This window comes from Streptomyces sp. NPDC002845 (assembly GCF_053591955.1).
This window is the reverse complement of record NZ_JBSFUU010000127.1, coordinates 1-19,259: the sequence shown is the minus strand read 5'-3', so window position 1 is coordinate 19,259 and position 19,259 is coordinate 1. Positions and strand designations below refer to the sequence as shown.

Genomic DNA, 19,259 nt, shown 5'->3' with positions numbered 1-19,259 from the left:
CAACGGCTCCAGCTTCGGGCCCCGACGAGGAACTGACGCACCAGCAGTAGAAGTCACACACCAACTAACGATCAACTACTGGCGCAGGACACTAGCACCCTCTAGGGGTACCGCGTCCTGGCCGCCGCCGTACCCGCCCGGCTGTTCCACACCGTGCCACGCGCTTCGGGCCGCACCGCCGACTGAGGCCACGCCCGCCCCGGACCCTCTGCGCCCTGACCCGGCTTGATGCGGCTGCACGGCGGGATCATTCTTGGACATATGGTGACGGCGCCGCGCGATGAAGAGCGGACGGTCCCGGCCGGTGACGCCATGGCCGTGATCGACGGAGGCGGCACCGTCACGGGCTGGAGCGAGGGAGCGCGCCTGCTCACGGGGTACACGGCCGACGAGGTGACCGGCCGGCCGGCGGCGGAGCTGGTGGACGGGGACGCGCGCGCCGCCTGGCGCGCACTGTGCCGGGACGGGACCGCCCCCGTGGCCCTGCGGGACCGCGACGGACGGCGGATGGAGCCGGTGCTCCGTATGTGCCCGGTGCGCGGGGAGCGGCGGGGGTTCGTGATCACCGCGGAGTCCGCGGCGCGCGAGCGGAGCTTGGGGGAGCTCGCGTTCCAGCAGGCCTCCGTGTCGATGTCGGTCTTCGACACCGGCCAGCGGTACCTGCGGATGAACGACGTGGCGTGCCAGGTCATGGGGCAACCGGCGGAGACGCTCCTGCACCGGTACTACCCGGACACCGTCGAGGACGCCGAGCACAGCCGCGGCTTCCTGCGCCACCTGCAGTTGGTGGTGGAGACCGGGCAGCCGGTCCAGTACGAGAGCTGGACCCACGCACCGTCCAGGCGGCGCATGCACGCCTGGAACGTCGAGCTGTGGCCGGTGCGGGACCCCTCCGGCGAACTGATCGGCACCGCCCTCGCCGCCTTCGACAGCAGCGAGCAGCACTGGGCGCGGCAACGGCTGGCCATGCTGAACGAGGCCGCCGACGCCATCGGCACGAAACTCGACGTGGTCCACACCGCCCGCGAACTCGCCGAGCTGGTGGTGCCCCGGCTCGCCGACTTTGCCAGCGTGGACCTGCTCGACTCGGTCCTCCAGGGCGAGGAGCCCGCCGTGGACGCGGCCGACGCCGCGGTGGAACTGCGCCGGGCCGCGCACCACTCCCTCACGCCCGGGGTGCCGGAGGCCGCGATCGAGCTGGGCGCGGCGGACGTCTACCCCCCTTCCTCACCGCCCGCCCACGCCCTGGCCACCGGCACCGCGGTCCTCAGCCGGACCGGTGAACCCGACCTCGACGCCTGGTTCGCCCGGCACGGCGCCCGCTCCGCCAAGCTCCGCGAGTCGGAGGCTCCCGTCGACCTCTCGCTGATGGCCGTACCGCTGATGGCCCGCGGTACGACGCTGGGGGTCGCCGTCCTCGTACGGGTGCTGACCCCCGAGCACCCCGACGCCTTCGACCGCGACGACGTGTTCCTCGCCCAGGAACTGGCCAGCCGCGCCGCCGTGTGCGTGGACAACGCCCGCCGGTACACCAGGGAACGAACCACCGCGCTGGCCCTGCAGCGCAGCCTGCTGCCGCAGGCGGTGGCGGGGCAGGCCGCGGTCGAGTTCGCCTCCCGCTATCTGCCCGCGCTGTCGCAGGCGGGCGTGGGCGGCGACTGGTTCGACGTGATCCCGCTGTCCGGGACCCGGGTCGCGCTCGTCGTGGGTGACGTCGTCGGCCACGGCATCCACGCGTCCGTCACCATGGGCCGCCTCCGTACGGCAGTGTGGACGCTGGCCGACGTCGACCTGCCGCCCGACGAACTGCTCACCCACCTGGACGACCTGGTCGGACACCTCGCCACCGACGAGGGCGAGACCGCGATGGAGATCGGGGCGACCTGCCTGTACGCCGTGTACGACCCGGTGTCCCGGCACTGCACCATCGCCGCCGCCGGACACCCACCGCCCGTCGTGCTCCTCCCCGACGGAACCGTCGAGGTCATCGAGGTGTCCGCGGGACCGATGCTCGGCGTCGGCGGGCTCCCCTTCGAGGCCACGGAACTGGACCTGCCGGAGGGCTCGCTCCTGGCCCTCTACACGGACGGTCTCGTCGAGGCCCGCGCCTTCGACGTCGACGCGGGCACCGCCGCCCTGTGCACCGCCCTCGCGGCCCCGGCCACGAACCTCGAACAGGTCTGCGACACCGTGCTCACCTCCCTGCTGCCCGAGAACCCGGCCGACGACGTGGCCCTCCTGGTGGCCCGCACCCGCGCCCTCGACGCCGAGCACGTGGCCGTCTGGGACCTGCCCGCCGATCCGGCCGTGGTGGCCACGGCCCGGCAGCACGCCACCGAGCAGCTGGAGCGCTGGGGGCTCGACGAGGCCGCCTTCGTCACCGAGCTCGTGGTCAGCGAACTCGTCACCAACGCCATCCGCTACGGCGGCTCCCCCATCCAGCTCCGCCTCATCCGCGACCGCTCCCTCATCTGCGAGGTCTCCGACGCCAGCAGCACCTCGCCCCATCTGCGCCGGGCCCGCACCTACGACGAGGGCGGCCGCGGTCTGCTGCTGGTCGCCCAGCTCACCGAGCGCTGGGGGACCCGCCCGAGCGGCACGGGCAAGACGATCTGGGCGGAACAGACCCTGCCCGCCGTACTCGGCGCATGACCGCCGCAGTGGCGTATTGCCCGCGCAAATTCGGGCACTCGGTCGATTTGGAAGGCGAAGTCACGAAAGGCGAGGAGAGTCATGGCTGAGCAGAAGTCGTCGACTCAGCAGAAGCCGTCGACTCGGCAGAAGTCGTCGTCGGACCTTCCCGAGCCGCTGAGGACCGCTGCCTCGGCGCTGCGGAAGGTGCCAGGTTCCGGAGTGGTGACCAGGACGGCAGAGGAGACGCTCGACAGGATCGGCACCGTGTCGCCGCGCGGACGGCGGATCGCCGTTTACACCGGCGCCGGGGTGCTCGGCGTCGCGGGCGTCGTGGAGTGGCCCGTCGCGCTCACCGGCGCGGCGGTGGCGTGGCTGACGCAGCCACGGCCGCAGGAGCGCGAGGAGCCCGAGGGCGCGAAGAGCTCCGCGAAGGAGGCATCCGGAGACGGGCGGGGCAAGGCGTCCTCGACCCGCCGCCGTACGACGTCCACGTCCACCTCCACGGCCAAGCGGAAGTCGTCGTCCAGTGGGACCAAGGCGCCCGCCGGACGCGGCGGTTCGCGTTCGACCACGCGGCGCGCCGGCGCCACCGGCTGAGGCCGCGCGATGGGTCCCGGACTGCTGACACGTCCGCTGGCCGCCGCTGCCGGACTGGCGGTGGCCGGGCCACGGCTGGTCGCGCGAGGGGCCGCGCCCGCGCTGGGCGCGGCCGCGGGGGCGGCGGTGGGCACGGCACGGGCCGGGGTGCGGAGCACGGACTCCGCGGTGCGGGTCGTACGGGTGGCCCGTGCCGCACTGCCGGGCGGCACCCGCCAGTGGCGGTCCGGCCCGCGCGTGCACCTTGCGCTGCGGCCCGAAGCGGAGGAGGGAGAGGAGGAGCGTACGCGGACGGCGCGAAGGGACCGCGCCGTCCGCCGTGTCGCCGAGGCGCTGGCGCGGCGGCCGGAGGTGGCGTTCGCGTACTGGGACCGAGGACTGGCGCGGCTGGTGGTCGCCGCGACCGAGGGCGCGCTCACCGACCGCGTGGTGGAGAAGGCGACCGCCCTCGCGACCCGGCACGGACTGGCGCGGACCGTCGAACCCGCGGAGGAGTTCACGCATCCGGGCGACCCGTCCGCCGTACGGGCCGCCGCGGTGGCGCTCGCGGCCGACACGGTGGGCACGGGTGCCGCGCTGCTCGGTCACGCCCTGCGGCTGCCGCCCTCGCCCCGGCTGGTGACCGCCGTGGTGACGATGCTGCGGGAGAACCCGCGCTTCCGCGGCCTGCTGCGCGCCCGGTTCGGCCGTAACCGCATGGACGTGTCGCTCGCCGTCGCGAACGCGCTCGCCCACGGTGCCGGCCAGACACCGGCCTCGCTGCTGCTCGACGGGGCGCTGCGCTGCTGCCAGTTGACGGAGACCGTGGCGCGGGCGGCCGCGTTCGACGCCGTGCACGACCAGGTGTGCGCGCCGGAGCGGGTCAGTGTGGCCGCCGACGGCACCCCGCGCCCACCGCTGCGGACCTCCCCGGCCCAGGAGTACGCCGCCCACGCCTCCGCCGGCAGCGTGCTGGGCGCCGCCGTCACGCTGCTGGTCAAGCACGACGGCGTGGAGGCGGCGGAGGCGGTGCTCGCGGGCTCGCCCAAGGCGGCGCGGTACGGGCCCGCCGTCTTCCACGCCGTACTGAGCGCCGCGCTGTCCAGGACCGGCGTACTGGTGCGCGAGCCGGAGCGGCTGCGGCAGGTGGAGATGGCCCACACGGTCGTCCTGCATCCGAGCGCGCTGCGCATTCCTGGCGACGGACCGGACCCGTGGGCCGAGGCCGTGCTGGACGCGGCACGGCACGCCGGACTCCAGGTCGTGGTCGTGGACGATCCGGCGCTGCGCGACTTCACCGGCCTCGCCGACGAAGTCGTGGGCGCGGAGCGGCCGTTGAGCGACGTGGTGAACTCCCTGCGCGGCGAGAAAGGCACCGTGCTCACGGTCGCCCGCATCGCATCGGCCGACGACGACGCCGACGTGCTGTCCGGCCTCCTCAGCGGCGATGTGGCCGTCGCCCTCGCCGACCGGGACGCCGCCGTCGTCTGGGGCGCGGACGTCCTGGCCCTGCACGGCCTGGCCGACGTGTGGCGGCTGCTGAGGGCGGTGCCCGCCGCCCGCGCGGCCGGCCGCAGGTCGCAGGTCCTCGCCCGGTCCGGCGCCGCCCTGTCCGGACTGCTCGTGGCCGTCGGCGAGTCCGGTCGCGGACGCCGTCGTACGCCGTGGCCCGGACTCCGGCACATACCGGTCGACCTGGCCGCGGCGGCGGCCCTGCTGACCGGGGTCCGATCCGCCCTCGGCGTGGCGGCGGCCCGTGCCCCGCACCCCCGGCGGCGGGTGGCCTGGCACGCGCTGGCGCGGACGGACGTCCTGTCCCGGCTGGAGGGCGGGCCGGAAGACGGCGCGGGACCCGTCGAGCAGGCAACCAGCCGTGTGCGCAAGGCGGTTGAAACCGTCAGCCGCCACCCCGTTCTGGCCCCGGCGCGCTCGTCCCTTCACCTTGTGCGGGCCGTGCGTGGCGAGTTGGACGACCCGCTCACCCCGGTCCTGGCGGTCGGCTCGGCCGCGGAGGCGATCCTCGGCTCGGTCGTGGACGCCCTGCTCGTCGTCGGCGCGCTCGACCTGAACGCGCTGGTCGGCGGCGTACAACGACTGCGGGCCGAACAGGCGCTGTCCGGGCTGCGGGCGGGCCAGAAGCAGAAGGCCCGCGTGACGCCCCCGGACGAGGACGCGCTGGCCGAACCGACGGCCGAGCCCCGCACCGTGGACGCCGCCAGGCTCACCCCCGGCGACCTGATCGAGCTCACGGCGGACGAGGTCGTCCCGGCCGACGCGCGCCTGCTGTGGGAGGACGGCCTGGAGGTGGACGAGTCCGCGCTGACCGGCGAGTCCCTGCCCGTGGACAAGCAGACCGACCGGACCCCGCGCGCCCCGGTCGCCGACCGCCGCTGCATGGTCTTCGAGGGCACGACCGTGGTGGCCGGACACGCCCGGGCCGTCGTCGTGGACACCGGCGACCGCACCGAGGCGGCCCGCGCCGTCTCCCTGGCCGCCCGCACACCGCCGGCCGCCGGGGTGCAGGCCCGGCTGCAGGAACTCACCGGCAAGGCCGTGCCGTTGACACTCGCGGGCGGAGCCGCGGTGACGGGTCTGGCGCTGCTGCGCGGCACGCCGATCCGCGAGGCGGTCAGCGGTGGGGTCGCGGTGGCCGTGGCCGCCGTACCCGAAGGCCTGCCGCTGGTCGCCACGGTGGCGCAGTTGGCCGCCGCCCGCAGGCTCAGCCACCTCGGCGTGCTCGTCCGCACCCCGCGCACGCTGGAGGCGCTGGGCCGGATGGACACGATCTGCTTCGACAAGACCGGCACCCTCACCGAGAACCGGCTGCGCCTGGTACGGGTGACCGACCCCGACGGCACGGTCCGCACCGTCGACGAGGCGAGGCACGGCGGCACACTGCGGGTCGCGGCGCGTGCCTGCCCCCGTCTGAACGGCGACTCCGCCCGGCCGGTCCACGCCACCGACGAGGCGACCCTGGACGCGGCCGGCCCCGACCCGGAGTGGACGCAGATCGACAGCCGCCCGTTCGAGGCCGCCCGCGGATACGCCGCCGCTGTCGGCCGGGGCGTGGACGGCACCCCGGTGCTCGTGGTCAAGGGTGCCCCGGAGACCGTCCTGCCCGCATGCCCCGGGCTCCCGCGTGAAGCGTCCGGCACCGCGCAGTCGCTGGCCCGTGACGGACTGCGTGTCCTGGCGGTCGCCCGGCGCCCGCTGGGCGAGGGGGAGGAGGCGGCCGACGTCCTCGAAGAGCCGCTGAAAGAGCTGGAGTTCACCGGTCTGCTCGCGCTGGCGGACGTTCCGCGCGAGACGTCCACGGCCCTCGTCCGCGGTCTGCAGGAGGCGGGCGTACGACCCGTCATGCTGACGGGGGACCACCCGCAGACCGCGCGGGCGATCGCCACCGAACTGGGCTGGCCGGACGGCACGACCGTGGTCACGGGCGATGAACTGACGGCCGCGGACCGCGTGGCACGGGCCCGGATGCTGCGCGACGTGGGTGTCGTGGCCCGGGTCGCGCCCGAACAGAAACTCCAGGTCGTCGAGGCCCTGCGGGACGCGGACCGGGTCGTCGGCATGGTCGGTGACGGCGCCAACGACGCCGCGGCCATCCGCGCCGCCGACATCGGCGTGGGCATCAACGCCCGGGGCTCGGCGGCGGCGCGCAACGCGGCCGACCTCGTCCTCACCGACGACGACCTGACGGTCCTCATCGAGGCGGTCACCGAAGGCCGTTCGCTGTGGCACAGCGTCGCCGACGCCATCGCCATCCTGATCGGCGGCAACGCGGGCGAGGTCGGCTTCGGCATGCTCGGCACCCTCCTCTCGGGCGCCGCGCCGCTCTCGACTCGCCAGATGCTGCTGGTGAACCTGTTCACCGACCTGTTCCCGGCGATGGCGGTGGCGGTGACCCCGAAGGAGGAGGACGACGCGGCCCAAGGAGACGCAGCCCAAGACGACGCAGCCCCAGAAGACGCGGCCCAAGGAGGCGAGACGGGCACCGAGCCCCTCGGCACGTCCCTCCTCGGCACCCCGCTGATCCGCCAGATCCGGCATCGCGCCCTGACCACCTGCCTGGGCGCGACCACGGCCTGGCTGATCGGCCGCTTCACCCCGGGCACCGCCCGCCGCTCGACCACGATGGCCCTGTGCGGAGTGGTCGGCACCCAACTCGCCCAGACCCTCGCCGACCGCCGCCACAGTCCCCTGGTCCGCGCCACGTCCCTCGGCTCCGCCGCGGCCCTCGTCGCCCTGGTCCAGACCCCCGGCGCCAGCCACGCCTTCGGCTGCACGCCCCTGGGCCCGGTGGCCTGGGCGGGCGTCGTCGCGGGGATCGCCCTGGCGGTGACGGGGCAGCGGGCCCTGCCCCACCTGGAGAAGATCGTGGCACGGTTGCGACCGACCGCGACGACGGCCTGAGTTCACGGCCCGGGCGGACAACGGGTCGCGTACGAGCCGCCGTACGCCTCCGGACCGACCGGTGCGCCTCCTCCACGGCCGTCGGCCGAGGCCGTGCGGCCCGTATCCGTCAGGCCTGCAACCGCCAAGCCGGCGTGGCCATCCGGCAGACCGACCGGGCCACGGCCAAGCTGAACGGCCCGCGCAAGGACGATCTAGACGGCCTCTTCCCGGGGCTGCTCGACAGCCTTCTCGCCACCGTCGGCCGCCAGACCGCCGCCCGGCTCCGCGACGACGCCTGAACCGCCCTTCTCGGGCAGGTGGTTGAAGAGCAGGTTCAGCGCGATCGCCGTCAGGCACCCGGCGCTGATCCCGCTGTGCATCACCGTCTGGAACCAGTCCGGGAACTTGTCGTAGACCGTCGGCACCCCGACCGGCAGCACGCCCATGGCCACCGAAACGGCCACGACCGTCAGGTTGTGGTTGCCCTTGAAGTCGACCTGGGCCAGCGTGCGCAGACCGCTCGCGGCGACCGTGCCGAACATGACCAGGCCGGCCCCGCCGAGCACCGGCGCCGGAATCGCCGCGACCACCGCGCCCAGCTTGGGCAGCAGACCGAGCAGGACGAGGATGCCGCCCGCGGCGGCGACCACCCAGCGGCTGCGCACCCGGGTCATGCCGACGAGGCCGACGTTCTGGGCGTACGCCGTGTACGGGAAGGTGTTGAAGACGCCGCCGAGGACGGTGGACAGACCGTCGGCCCGCAGACCGTCGGCGAGGGAGCGCGAGTCGACCTTGCGGTCGGTCATCTCGCCGACGGCGAGGAAGTCACCCGTGGTCTCGGTCATCGTCACCAGGGCCACGATCAGCATCGCGACGATCGCGGACACCTCGAACGTGGGCGCCCCGAAGTGGAACGGCGTGCTGATGCCGAGCCAGTCCGCGTCCCCGACCCCGCCGAAGTCCGTGAACCCGAACGGCACCGCGGCCGCGAGCCCGACGACGATGCCGATCAGCACCGCGATCCGGCTGAGGAACACCGGAGCGAAGCGCTGCACGCCCAGCACGACGAGGAGCACGAAGGCCGCGAGGCCGAGGTTCTTCGGCTCACCGAAGTCCTCCGCGCCCACGCCTCCGGCCGCCCAGTTGCCCGCGACCGGCAGCAGCGAGACACCGATGATCAGGATGACCGTGCCCGTGACGAGCGGCGGGAAGAAGCGCAGCAGCCTTCCGAAGACCGGCGCGAGCAGCATGATCGCGAGCCCCGCCACGATCACGGACCCGTAGATCGCGGGCAGCCCGCCGCCCTCCGTACCGATGAGCACCATCGGCGACACGGCCGCGAACGTGCAGCCCTGCATGATCGGCAGCCGCACCCCGAACCGCCACACGCCCACGCACTGGATGAGCGTCGCTATCCCGCACACCAGCAGATCGGCGGTGATCAGATACGCCAGGTCGGCGGACGACAGCCCCATCGCCCCGCCCACGATCAGCGGTACGGCCACGGCACCCGCGTACATCGCGAGGACGTGCTGCAGGCCGAAGGCGGCCAACTGGCGTACGGGCGGGACCTCGTCCACGGGATGCACGGGCGGTGCTGCGGTGGCCATGGGAACTCCAGGAGCGGCGGTCGGGGAGGGGGTGGCTCGAACAGCACGAGACCGTAAGGGGCTTGAACAGTTTGTTGATTTCGGTCGTGTTGCCGATGTGTGTCACGGCCACCGAACCGCGAAAAGCCCTGCTAGACGGCCTTGCCGCGGGCCGCCGCGAGCAGCGACGTCCAGTCCGGCAGCTTCACCACACCCCGCCCGAGCGAGGCCCCGAGCTCCGCCTCGGCCCGCTCGATGGCCTGCCAGCCGCTCCACTCGACCGGTGTGATCCCCTCCGCCCGCAGCACGGAGAGGGGGTCGTCGGGCACGTCACGCCGTACGAGCACGGCAGCGTCTCCGAGCAGCGAGGTCACCGTCTCCTTGGAGCACGGCCGGTTGGTGCCGATCACCCCGGTCGGCCCCCGCTTGATCCACCCGGCGACGTACTCGCCCGGCGCCACCACGCCCTCGCGCAGCACACGCCCGGCGAGATGCGGCACGGTGCCGTGCTCCGCGTCGAACGGCAGCCCCTCCAGCGGCACCCCGCGGTAACCGACCGAGCGCAGCACCAGCTGGGCCTCGATGTCCTCGTACCGCCCGGTGCCCGTCACTCCGCCGTGCCCGTCCGGCGCCGTCCGCTCGAAGCGCACGGCGCCCACCCGGCCGCCGTCCGGGAGCAGCTCGACCGGGCGGAGGAAGAAACGCGGCCTGATCCGCCGTGAGCCGCTCCCGGGAGCCGCGGCGGCCCAGCCGCGCAGCACCTCCACGTTGCGGCGGCCGGCGGCGGGCAGGGCGGACGGATCGACGTACGCCGGATCGCGCGCCAGCTCGTCCTCGTCCACGGTGACGTCGGTGTCCGGCAGGGCGCCCAGCTCACGCAGTTCCTTCGTGGTGAAGCGGGCCTGCGACGGGCCGCGCCGCCCCACCATGTGGATGTCCGTGACCCGGCTCGCGGCGAGCGCGGTGAGCGCCGCCTGCGGCATGTCGGTGGGGCTCAGCTCCGTCGTGCCCCGGGCCAGCATCCGGGTCACGTCCACCGCGACGTTCCCGACGCCGATGACCACGGCCGAGCGGGCGCCGAGAACGAACCCGTCGGCGACGGCGTCCGGGTGCGCGCTGTACCAGGAGACGAACTCGGTCGCCGACCAGCTGCCGGGCAGCTCCTCGCCGGGGATCGACAGGCGCCGGTCGGAGGCGGCGCCGACGCAGTAGACCACGGCGTGGTACAGCTCCCGCAGCCGGTCGACCGGCACCCCGCCCGGGCCGACCGGGACACCGCCGAGGAACCGCACCCGCTCGTGCTCCAGCACGGCCCGCAGGTTGTTCTGCAGGGACTTGATCTTCTCGTGGTCGGGCGCGACGCCATAGCGCACCAAGCCGTACGGGCACGGCAGCCGGTCCAGGACGTCGACGCGCGCCGAGGGGTCCTGCTGGACGAGGCTCTGCGCGGAGTAGACACCACTGGGCCCTGAACCGACGACGGCGACATGCAGCACGGCCGAACTCCTTACGCGAGGAGACCGCTGAGGCCTTCACGAACCAGGATCGCACCGCGGGGCGCGCCGGGGGAGGAGGCCGGGCGGGCCGGGCGCACCGCTGCGTCGGCGGGGTGCCCTGCGCGCTCCCGGCCTGCGAGCCCATTCGCATGGAATGTGATCATTCGCTTACGTTGCGTATGTGCTGGAAGCGACCTTTCTTAATCTTTCTGATCGCAATGGGCCAGATGGAGTCGTGTCCGTGTGGCCCGCGTGGGAAGTGCGGGAGCACGACGGTGTCACGGCGTGGTTCAACGCCCGGTTGACCTTCACCGACGGCGCCCGCGTCGATGTCCTCGCCGTGGTCGCCGAGGGCTGCCTCTCGATCGAGGATGTCCGCGCCCAGCCGCCGCTGTCCCTCGACGACCTGACCGCGCTCGCGGACTGGATCGAGGGCCCCCTTTCCGAGGCGTGCGGCGCGACGGCCGGCCCCCCGGGCGAGCAGCCGGAGCGGCTGCCCTCGCACCGCGCCCGGCGGGCCTGGCCGCGTGGCGTCGAGGGGCGGCGGCTGGTCGCGGAGAAGTACCGAGCGGCGCAGGAGGAGGGCCTCGACCCGGTCCTCGCGGTGATGTGCGCGACCGGCCACAGCCGCCGCCGGTCCCTCAGGCTGATCGCCCAGGCGCGCGACGAGGGCTTCCTGACACCTCGTCACGCCAGGCGCTGAGGAGGGGACCGCCGAGCAGAAGACCGCCGAGCAGAAGACCGCCGAGCAGAAGACCGCCGAGCAGAAGACCGTCGAGCAGGAGGCCGGTGTGTCCCGTGGGCGTCACAGCATCCCGCGCATCCGGTTGATCTCGCTCGTCTGCTGCGCGATCACATCGTCGGCCATCTCCTCGACCACGAGGTTGTTGCCCTGCGCCTTCACGTCCACGGCCATGGTGATCGCCCCGTCGTGATGCGTGATCATCAGCGTCAGGAAGAGCTCGTCGAAGGCCTTCCCCTTCGCCGCTCGCAGCTTCGTCAGCTGTGCCTCGGTCGCCATGCCGGGCATGGTCGCGTGGTCGTGCTCGCCCGAAGTCCCCTTGTCCTCGCCGCCGTTGCTCTTCAGCCAGCCCTCCATGGCGGCGATCTCCGGCTGCTGCGCGGCCGAGATCCGCTCGGCGAGCCGCTTCACCTTGTCCGACTCGGCGCGCTCCGGGACGAGTTCGGTCATCTCGATGGCCTGGGCATGGTGCTCGATCATCGTCCGCGCGTACGTGAAGTCCGCCGAGTTGGGCGAGTCGTCCTCGGCGCGGTGCTGCTCCACCTCCTCGGGGGAGAGCGTCTGCGCCGCTTCACCGGGCTTGCCCGGGGCTATCACCGACGGGCCGGTCGCCTTGGCGGCACCGTCGTCCGCGTCGGAGTCCGAACCGGAGTCGCAGCCCGCGAGCACGAGCACGACGGCTGCCAGTAACGCCACGATCAACGGCGTACCGGACGTACGACGAACGAGCACAGTGACCTCCAGGGACACAGGAACGGACGTACACCTCGTGAGTGTTGATGACCGTCCTAGCACGTATTCGCGCGCTGCTGATCAAAAAGATTCGTTACAAGTGGGTTGCCGTCTTTTGATCTGTGCATGATGCATACGATACTTCGGAGGTCCGTGAACCGTTCAAACTGCTCAGCTGCGAACGGCTGCAAGGGAGAACACAGTGATCCTGTCGAATCAACCCCGAACACGGCGCAGACGTCTGGGAGTTGCCGCCATGGCGGCCGGACTCCTGGCCGCGCTGCTGACAGCCGCTCCGGCGGTCGCGACCCCCGACCCCGGGGACGCGCCGACCGCGTCGGAGAAGGTGTCCAGGAGCGATGCCGCGGCGGTCGACGCTGCGATAGCCGCCGGCGAGATACCCGGCCAGGACGAGATCGTCCACTCCGCCAACATCGAACACCTCGTCAACATCCCCAAGGAAGCCCTGCCCGGCACCAACTCGGACTTAGCGTTCCAGGGCAAGTACGCCTTCGCCGGCAACTACGACGGCTTCCGCATCTTCGACATCAGCAACCCGAAGGCGCCCAGGACGGTGGCGCAGGTGCTGTGTCCCGGATCGCAGAACGACATCTCCGTCTCCGGCAATCTGCTCTTCCTGTCCACCGACTCCTCGCGCAGCGACGACTCCTGCAACAGCACCACGCAGCCCACGACCGAGAAGTCCTCGTGGGAGGGCATGAAGGTCTTCGACATCAGCGACAAGAGGAACCCCAAGTACGTCGCGGCCGTCGAGACCGCCTGCGGCTCGCACACGCATTCGCTGGTGCCGAAGCGACACCACGTCTACATCTACGTCTCGTCCTACTCACCGAACGCCGCGTTCCCCGACTGCCAGCCGCCGCACGACGGCATCTCGGTCATCAAGGTGCCACGCAGGGCCCCCGAGAAGGCGGCGGTGGTGGGCTTCCCGGTGCTGTTCCCCGGTGAGGGCCCCGACGGCGGCGGCAACCCGGGCTCGCCCACCAACCCGGGCGTGTCGAAGACCACCGGCTGCCACGACATCACCGTGCTGCCCTCCAAGGACCTCGCGGCGGGCGCCTGCATGGGCGACGGCATCCTGCTCTCCATCAAGGACCCGGAGCGTCCGAAGGTCCTCGACCAGGTCCAGGACAACGTCAACTTCGCGTTCTGGCACTCGGCGACCTTCAACCTGAAGGCCAACAAGGTCGTCTTCACCGATGAGTTGGGCGGCGGCGGTGCGGCCACCTGCAACGAGGCCATCGGCCCGGACCGCGGCGCCGACGGCATCTACGACATCGTCGGCAAGGGCGACAAGCGCCAGCTCGTCTTCCGCAGCTACTACAAGATCCCCCGCCACCAGGCGGACACCGAGAACTGTGTGGCCCACAACGGCTCGCTGATCCCGGTCAAGGGCAAGGACATCATGGTCCAGGCCTGGTACCAGGGCGGCGTCTCCGTCTGGGACTTCACCGACTCCGCCAAGCCCAAGGAGATCGCCTACTTCGAACGCGGCCCGATCAGCACCGACCGCGTCGTCACCGGCGGCTCCTGGTCGGCGTACTACTACAACGGCTACATCTACTCGAACGACATGGCCAAGGGCTTCGACGTCCTGAAGCTCAGCGACCGGCGCACGGACCCGGCCAAGTGGGTCCGCCTGCGGGAGCTGAACGTACAGACACAGCCGGACTACTTCAGCTTCCGCTGACCCGGCGGACAGGGGCCTTAAAGGGGCCTTGAGTCGCGAAGAACCGCGCCAGGCCGTTGTCCCCGCCGCACGTCCCGCCGGGCCCGTCCGGGTCCGGCGGGACACCCCACTCCCACGGTAACCCGTACTGCTTGAACAACTCGGCGCGCAGCACCGGAACGGGCATCGGCACCAGCCGGTGCACGGCCGTGCTCAAGTGCCGTCTGCGGAAGCCGTTCCCGGGAACGCCGTCGCAATTCTTCGTTGACCGGGCGGCTTCGTGGGGACATCCTGTAGCTCCTGCGTTGACTGGCTGCCTGCCAACCACAGTCAGCGTTCCGGGAGGCGGCTCCGCGTGGGACCGCCCCGAATTGCTGCCCTTCCCGGGCCACGCGGGGGATGGTCCGGGGAGGGTGAGTGGGTCCGGCGGACGGGGACGGGCGTTCTCCACAGGCCTCGGCCGACCGGGGCTTCAGCAGATCAGGGGCCTGGGCCGATCAGTGGCCTGGGCCGATGGGCCGATGAGGGCCTCAGCCGATCAGGCCAGGCACCGGCCGCAGCCCGTCCGGCCGTTCGGCCACCGGCAGATGGTCCACGAAGTGCATCTCGCAGCCCAGGGCCGCCGCGCCGCCGTCCGCGCGCCGGTCGTCACCGACCATCAGCGTGTCCCGCGGAGCGACGCCGAGCGCCTCACAGGCGATGCCGAACAGGCGCGGGTCCGGCTTCTGGATGCCGTGTTCGTACGACAGGACGTACGCGTCCACGTACCGGTCGAAGCCGTGTTCGCGGAACACCGGCCGCAGGTCCCAGCCGATGTTGCTGACCACCCCGACGGCCACCCCGCGCTCACGCAGGATGCCGAACACCTCGGCGGCGTCGGGGTAGGGCTGCCAGGCGGCCGGCGTCATATGGCGGTCGTACAGGGCGTCGTGGAGCGACGGGTCAGGGAGCGGTACCTGGCGGGAGAGGGCGGTGTACGCGGCCCGATGGAGCTCGGCGCTCCGGTCACGGGTCCGCCACAGCTCCTCCAGGCCGTCGGGCACCAGCGCGGGCAGACCCCCGCCCGGCAGTGCTCCCACCGTCTCCAGAGCCCGCGCGGTGCGGAGCAACTCCGGTTCGGGAAGGGGCAGTCCGGTCGCGCGCAGGACTGCCCGGAGCCAGGACTCGGTGGTCTCGGCGCGGAAGAGGGTTCCGGAGAAGTCGAAGAGAACACCCTTGATCGTCATGCCGCGATCCTTCGTGCCGCACTCGGCACCGGTCAAGAACGCCTCGCCCTACGGGGTCAAGAACGCCCGGAGACAAGCCACTTCTCGTACGCCGCCACCGCCAGCGCCACGGTCAGCGCACCCAGCAGCCAGCCCCCGACCACGTCCGACGTCCAGTGCACCCCCAGCCAGATCCGGGTCAGTCCGACACCCACCACCGAGACCACGGCCCCGGCGAGCGCCGTGCGCCACAGGACGCGTCCGGCGCCGTAGCGGTGCAGGAGCCAGAGCAGCAGGCCGCACACCACCGTGGCCGTCATGGCGTGGCCCGAGGGAAAGGCCGCGTACTGGGCCGAGTCGACCGGGTCGGTCCAGACCGGGCGCTCGCGGCCGACGGCGGCCTTGAGCCCCTGCTGCACCGCCGTGCTCAGCGCACCGATGAGCACCAGCCAGGCGGCCAGCACCCGTTCCGAGCGTCTCCACAGCCATACGGCGACGGCGACGCCCAGGACGCGCATGGTCCACGGGTCCCAGACCCAGTCCGTGAGGATGCGGAACGCCTGTGTGACCCCCGGCTCGTCGACCGCGCTGTCGTGGGTGCTGCGCGCGATGTCGGCGTCGAGCGACATGAGCGGCTGCCAGGAGAAGGCCACCAGCAGCAGGAGCAGCACAGAAGGCGGCGCGAGCGCCGCGGCGGCCCGTGCGGCCGGCCGGCGGCTCTGTGACCGGGGTGGGGAATCGACGGACACGGAGTGCATACAGTGATCCTCGCCGACTCGTGGGGTCGGAGGCCATTGCCGGGACGTGAGAGGACGGTCACGTGACGCGATCGTGACGGCGCCCGGCGGTCGTACTCCGGCTTCGGCTATCCGAGTGCCCGCAGCCCCGGAACGAACGCCACCAGCACCGGAATCACCGGCACCAGCGCCGCGGCCGCCGTCAGCCGCAGCCGCCGCGCCGCCGTGAGCCGGTCCGGCGGGGCGAGGAGCCGCCGGACGCGCTCCGGCACATGAGCCATCGGGGTCGGTGAGGGGCCGAACACACCGCGGTCCTCGTTGAGTCCGACGAGCGCGAGCGCGATCGTCAGCCGGCCGAAGCGGCGGGAGGCCATGTCGTCGGCGGAGAGTTCGACCAGGCGGTGCATCTCGTCGCGGAACGCGGCGAACACCGGCACCTGCGGAAAGCCGACCGCGAGCGCGCCCGAGCAGTGCAGCAGCCAGTCGTGCCGCGCCCGCGCGTGACCCTGCTCATGGGCGAGCACGGCGTCCAGCTGCCGTCCCTTGAGGCGCTTCAACGCGGCCGTGGTGACGACGAGTTGAGGCGCGGCCCCGGGCAGCCACCAGGCGTCCGGACGCTCGCCCTCCAGCAGCACCAGCCGGTCGGCACCGGGCTTCTCGCCGGGCAACAGCGGGGCGCGCACGAGGAGTTCGGCCCTCCGCCGCCGACGCCGCCGTCGCGCCCGTACGACCTCACGGACCAGCATCGCCGCGCTCCACACACCGGCGGACGCCAGCATGACGGCGGTCGTCGCGGCCCACGGGCGCCCCGTGCCCAGCGCGTACGCCTCCACGACCTCGTGCGGCGCCGGGGCGAACACATGGCCCCGTACGGCCACCCAGGCCGCGGCCGCGCTCAGGGTCATCGACAGCGCGCAGCACAGCAGAACGGCCGCCACTACGCACTGCCACACCCACAGGGCGACCACCGGTTCACGGTCCGGCCAGTCGACGCGGGCGAGCAGCCGCGGAGCGACGACGGCGGTCAGGGCGCCGAGCAGCAACAGTGCCGCGGGGACCATCATGGGCGAAGCCTATGAGGCGGGCGGTGCGCGAGGGCATGGGCTCGACGGGCAAAGTGACGCAGACCACGGCGTCGTACAGCCCTGTCGGCGAGAGGTGTCAGACCGTGACCAGCATGGCGACCATGGCGATGCCCATCGACAGGCGGCACACCCGTGCCACCTCCGGCCGGTCGCCCCAGCCGACGGTACGGGGACGGGAGCCCGCGGTGACGGCCTGGGTGCCGTCCGCCACCGCCGCTACGGGTATCAGGCGGGCGCCGGACCACAGCACGTAGCCGGCGAAGTAGAGCAGCAGGACCCCGGTCAGCAGCGGCAGCCCCGCGCCGCTGTGGCCGATATGCGTGCTGTCGGGGTAGGCGGCCATCACCGCCGACATGTAGACCATGGCGAGCGCGCCCACGAGGTGGTGCAGGTGGTGCGGGCTCGTCCGGGCCGCCCACAGTGCGTGCAGCGCGGCCGCGCCGAAGAGGGCCGCGTAGCCGAACCAGGCCCAGCGCGGGTGCTCCATCACCACGGCGGGCACGGCCATCGCCGCCATGCCGAAGCCCATGAGCGCCTCGCCGCCCGCGGCGCGCCGCTGCTCCTCGACGGCGCTGCGCATCCGCAGCAGACAGTAGGCCCCGGCCGCCGCGCACACCGCGACCAGCAGCCAGCCGGACGAAGCCGGTCCGTGCACCGTGCACCTCCCCGCTCGACGCTGTCGGACAGTCGGTCAGGGGCATGCCCGGCACGGGCGGTGCGCATACGAGCGCAAGGGTGTACGCGGGGGAGCGTGCGGGAGTGCACCGCACTCAGGTTGGGGCTTCGCGGAGATGCCGGAGAGCGGATGCTGCGCGCGGAGCAGACCGAGGCGCGTCAGCCTTCGTCCCTGGCCGAGTGGACGCCGAACATCGCACCCTGGGCATCCCGCAGCACGGCGATCCGCGGCCTCTCCGGCACCGACGTGGGCTCCATGAGGATGGTGCCGCCCGCCTCCGTCGTCGTGCTCGCGGTGATGTCGACGTCCTCGACGGCGAAGTACGGCAGCCAGTGCGACGGGACCTCGTGCGGGAACTTCTCGTCCATGACCACCATCCCGCCGAAGTCGGCGCCCTCGATGCCCCACTGGGTGTAGTGCTCCGAGAGGTGCATGGTCCAGCCGAAGACACCCGTGTAGAAGGACCTGGCCTGCTCGGGGACCCGCGTCATCAGCTCGGCCCAGCCCAGCGAGCCGGGCGCGTTGAACAGCCCGGCGCCGGGGAAGGACCGCCCCTGCCATATCTGGAAGGCCGCGCCGCCGGGGTCGAACGCCACCGCGAAACGGCCGTGGTCGAAGACGTCCATCGGCTCCAGAACGACCGTGCCGCCGGCCTTCCGTACCCCTTCCGCCGCCGCGTCCGCGTCGGTCACCGCGAACGACACGTTCCAGGCGACCGGCTGCGACTCCTGGTAGAGGGGCGTGAGCGCGGCGACGGGCGCGTCGCCGAGGAACGCCATGGTGTAGCCGCCCGCCTCCGCCCGCGGATCGGTCTCGGGGCACCAGCCGAACAGCTCGGTGTAGAACCGCTTGGCCGCCTCCAGATCACTGGTCCCCAGCTCGGCCCAGCAGGGCCCGCCGGTCACCGGCCTGTCGAGCTTCATGGCGTTCCTTCCGGGAGAGGAAGTCAAAGGGACAGCCCGAGAGCGTCCCCTCCCAGCACGCTATGCCCGCGCCCCGGCCCCGGCCACTGGCGGTGCGCGGCGGCCCCGACGTACCCTCGGAGCCGTACCGCATCGCATGGCGGCCTCCTCTCCCGAACCCCGTCCAGGAGGTCCCGCATGCCCGCGCTCACGGTGCGCCCCCTCCACCGCGACGACCGCGGCTGGGAACACCGCCCGGAGTGAGGAGACGACCGCGTCAGATACCCGGCCGGTACCGCAGCGGATGGTCCGCCGGGATCTCCACGAGCACGATCTCCGTACCGTCCGGATCGGCGATCCACATCTCGATCAGCCCCCACGGCTCCTTCACCGGCGGCCGCCGCACCTCGACCCCGGCGGCCGTCAGCTCCTCGTACGCCGCCGTCACGTCCGCCACTTGCAGCCACAGCCTCAACGCGGGCGACGGCGGGGTCTCGGACCGGCCCGCGACCTCCAGGAAGCCCCCGCCGAGGAAGTAGACGGTGCCCCGCTCGGGACCCGTGCCGAACTCACGGTAGACGGCGAGCCCCAACCGCTCACCGTAGAAGACACGGGAGCGCTGGGGGTCGGTGGGGCGCAGAAGGACGCGGCTGCTGAGCACATGGACCATGCAGACGGAGCCTAGTGTGATGCGCCGGAAAAGACGAGACTAAGTCTGTAGGCTGTTTTCATGGCGTCTCGGGGTCCTCGTGCTGTTGAAGTCGTGCTGTCTGCCGAGGAGCGGGCGGAGCTGGCGC

Annotated in this window: 14 protein-coding genes and 2 pseudogenes; 6 read left to right on the top strand and 10 right to left on the bottom strand. The window is 72.6% G+C overall.

All coding sequences use genetic code 11. From position 1 onward, the window contains the following. Window positions 1–261: 261 nt before the first annotated feature. From ACWD3C_RS45250 to ACWD3C_RS45235, 4 genes and pseudogenes are all read left to right on the top strand, one after another. A complete protein-coding gene (locus ACWD3C_RS45250; protein WP_451154096.1) occupies window positions 262–2,652 on the top strand; it encodes a SpoIIE family protein phosphatase in 2,391 nt (796 codons plus the stop codon). Between the two features lie 81 nt (window positions 2,653–2,733). After that, window positions 2,734–3,231 (top strand): hypothetical protein, encoded by a 498-nt coding sequence (locus ACWD3C_RS45245; RefSeq protein WP_451154094.1) that lies wholly within the window; start codon window positions 2,734–2,736, stop codon window positions 3,229–3,231. A gap of 9 nt (window positions 3,232–3,240) precedes the next feature. After that, complete coding sequence (locus ACWD3C_RS45240) at window positions 3,241–7,626, top strand: HAD-IC family P-type ATPase (protein ID WP_451154092.1); 4,386 nt, start codon at window positions 3,241–3,243, stop codon at window positions 7,624–7,626. A gap of 122 nt (window positions 7,627–7,748) precedes the next feature. After that, window positions 7,749–7,883 (top strand): annotated as a pseudogene (locus tag ACWD3C_RS45235) (transcriptional regulator); the annotation flags it as partial. On the opposite strand, the gene ACWD3C_RS45230 reads toward ACWD3C_RS45235, so the two are convergent. Together ACWD3C_RS45230 and ACWD3C_RS45225 are read right to left on the bottom strand one after the other, a co-directional pair. Continuing rightward, window positions 7,821–9,218 (bottom strand): nucleobase:cation symporter-2 family protein, encoded by a 1,398-nt coding sequence (locus tag ACWD3C_RS45230; protein WP_451154090.1) that lies wholly within the window; start codon window positions 9,216–9,218, stop codon window positions 7,821–7,823. The pseudogene ACWD3C_RS45235 and the gene ACWD3C_RS45230 sit on opposite strands and share 63 nt — an antisense overlap. A gap of 131 nt (window positions 9,219–9,349) precedes the next feature. After that, window positions 9,350–10,693, bottom strand: coding sequence for an FAD-dependent oxidoreductase (locus ACWD3C_RS45225; RefSeq protein ID WP_451154088.1), 1,344 nt, complete (start codon window positions 10,691–10,693; stop codon window positions 9,350–9,352). A 235-nt stretch (window positions 10,694–10,928) separates the two neighbouring features. On the opposite strand from ACWD3C_RS45225, the gene ACWD3C_RS45220 reads away from it, so the two are divergent. After that, window positions 10,929–11,396, top strand: a complete 468-nt coding sequence (locus tag ACWD3C_RS45220; protein ID WP_451154086.1) for a DUF6214 family protein — start codon at window positions 10,929–10,931, stop codon at window positions 11,394–11,396. A 102-nt stretch (window positions 11,397–11,498) separates the two neighbouring features. Here ACWD3C_RS45220 and ACWD3C_RS45215 read toward each other — a convergent pair whose 3' ends face one another. Then, window positions 11,499–12,167, bottom strand: coding sequence for a DUF305 domain-containing protein (locus ACWD3C_RS45215; protein ID WP_451154098.1), 669 nt, complete (start codon window positions 12,165–12,167; stop codon window positions 11,499–11,501). Window positions 12,168–12,423: 256 nt separating this feature from the next. Here ACWD3C_RS45215 and ACWD3C_RS45210 point away from each other — a divergent pair, with 256 nt between their 5' ends. Then, window positions 12,424–13,878: an LVIVD repeat-containing protein gene (locus ACWD3C_RS45210; protein ID WP_451154084.1), complete on the top strand. Its 1,455-nt coding sequence runs from the start codon at window positions 12,424–12,426 to the stop codon at window positions 13,876–13,878. Here ACWD3C_RS45210 and ACWD3C_RS45205 read toward each other — a convergent pair. From ACWD3C_RS45205 to ACWD3C_RS45175, 7 genes and pseudogenes are all read right to left on the bottom strand, one after another. Then, window positions 13,865–14,050 (bottom strand): annotated as a pseudogene (locus ACWD3C_RS45205) (hypothetical protein); the annotation flags it as partial. The gene ACWD3C_RS45210 and the pseudogene ACWD3C_RS45205 overlap by 14 nt on opposite strands. A gap of 337 nt (window positions 14,051–14,387) precedes the next feature. Continuing rightward, entirely contained in the window at window positions 14,388–15,083 is a 696-nt protein-coding gene (locus tag ACWD3C_RS45200) for an HAD family hydrolase (RefSeq protein ID WP_451154082.1), read from the bottom strand. A gap of 56 nt (window positions 15,084–15,139) precedes the next feature. Continuing rightward, entirely contained in the window at window positions 15,140–15,820 is a 681-nt protein-coding gene (locus ACWD3C_RS45195) for a phosphatase PAP2 family protein (protein WP_451154080.1), read from the bottom strand. A 107-nt stretch (window positions 15,821–15,927) separates the two neighbouring features. Next, on the bottom strand, window positions 15,928–16,863 hold the full coding sequence (locus tag ACWD3C_RS45190; protein ID WP_451154078.1) for a M56 family metallopeptidase: 936 nt from the start codon (window positions 16,861–16,863) through the stop codon (window positions 15,928–15,930). A gap of 97 nt (window positions 16,864–16,960) precedes the next feature. Then, window positions 16,961–17,539 carry a DUF5134 domain-containing protein gene (locus ACWD3C_RS45185; protein ID WP_451154076.1) on the bottom strand — a complete coding sequence of 193 codons (579 nt, stop codon included), beginning with the start codon at window positions 17,537–17,539 and terminating at the stop codon, window positions 16,961–16,963. A gap of 179 nt (window positions 17,540–17,718) precedes the next feature. Next, window positions 17,719–18,483: a VOC family protein gene (locus tag ACWD3C_RS45180; protein ID WP_451154074.1), complete on the bottom strand. Its 765-nt coding sequence runs from the start codon at window positions 18,481–18,483 to the stop codon at window positions 17,719–17,721. Between the two features lie 256 nt (window positions 18,484–18,739). Beyond that, complete coding sequence (locus tag ACWD3C_RS45175; protein WP_451154072.1) at window positions 18,740–19,132, bottom strand: VOC family protein; 393 nt, start codon at window positions 19,130–19,132, stop codon at window positions 18,740–18,742. Window positions 19,133–19,259 lie beyond the last annotated feature (127 nt).

Excerpts from the sequence above, each read along its gene's own strand:
- ACWD3C_RS45250 (WP_451154096.1), top strand. The coding sequence starts at position 262 with ATGGTGACGGCGCCGCGCGATGAAGAGCGGACGGTCCCGGCCGGTGAC.
- ACWD3C_RS45245 (WP_451154094.1), top strand. The coding sequence starts at position 2,734 with ATGGCTGAGCAGAAGTCGTCGACTCAGCAGAAGCCGTCGACTCGGCAG.
- ACWD3C_RS45240 (WP_451154092.1), top strand. The coding sequence starts at position 3,241 with ATGGGTCCCGGACTGCTGACACGTCCGCTGGCCGCCGCTGCCGGACTG.
- ACWD3C_RS45230 (WP_451154090.1), bottom strand. The coding sequence starts at position 9,218 with ATGGCCACCGCAGCACCGCCCGTGCATCCCGTGGACGAGGTCCCGCCC.
- ACWD3C_RS45210 (WP_451154084.1), top strand. The coding sequence starts at position 12,424 with ATGGCGGCCGGACTCCTGGCCGCGCTGCTGACAGCCGCTCCGGCGGTC.
- ACWD3C_RS45200 (WP_451154082.1), bottom strand. The coding sequence starts at position 15,083 with ATGACGATCAAGGGTGTTCTCTTCGACTTCTCCGGAACCCTCTTCCGC.
- ACWD3C_RS45195 (WP_451154080.1), bottom strand. The coding sequence starts at position 15,820 with ATGCACTCCGTGTCCGTCGATTCCCCACCCCGGTCACAGAGCCGCCGG.
- ACWD3C_RS45190 (WP_451154078.1), bottom strand. The coding sequence starts at position 16,863 with ATGATGGTCCCCGCGGCACTGTTGCTGCTCGGCGCCCTGACCGCCGTC.
- ACWD3C_RS45180 (WP_451154074.1), bottom strand. The coding sequence starts at position 18,483 with ATGAAGCTCGACAGGCCGGTGACCGGCGGGCCCTGCTGGGCCGAGCTG.
- ACWD3C_RS45175 (WP_451154072.1), bottom strand. The coding sequence starts at position 19,132 with ATGGTCCATGTGCTCAGCAGCCGCGTCCTTCTGCGCCCCACCGACCCC.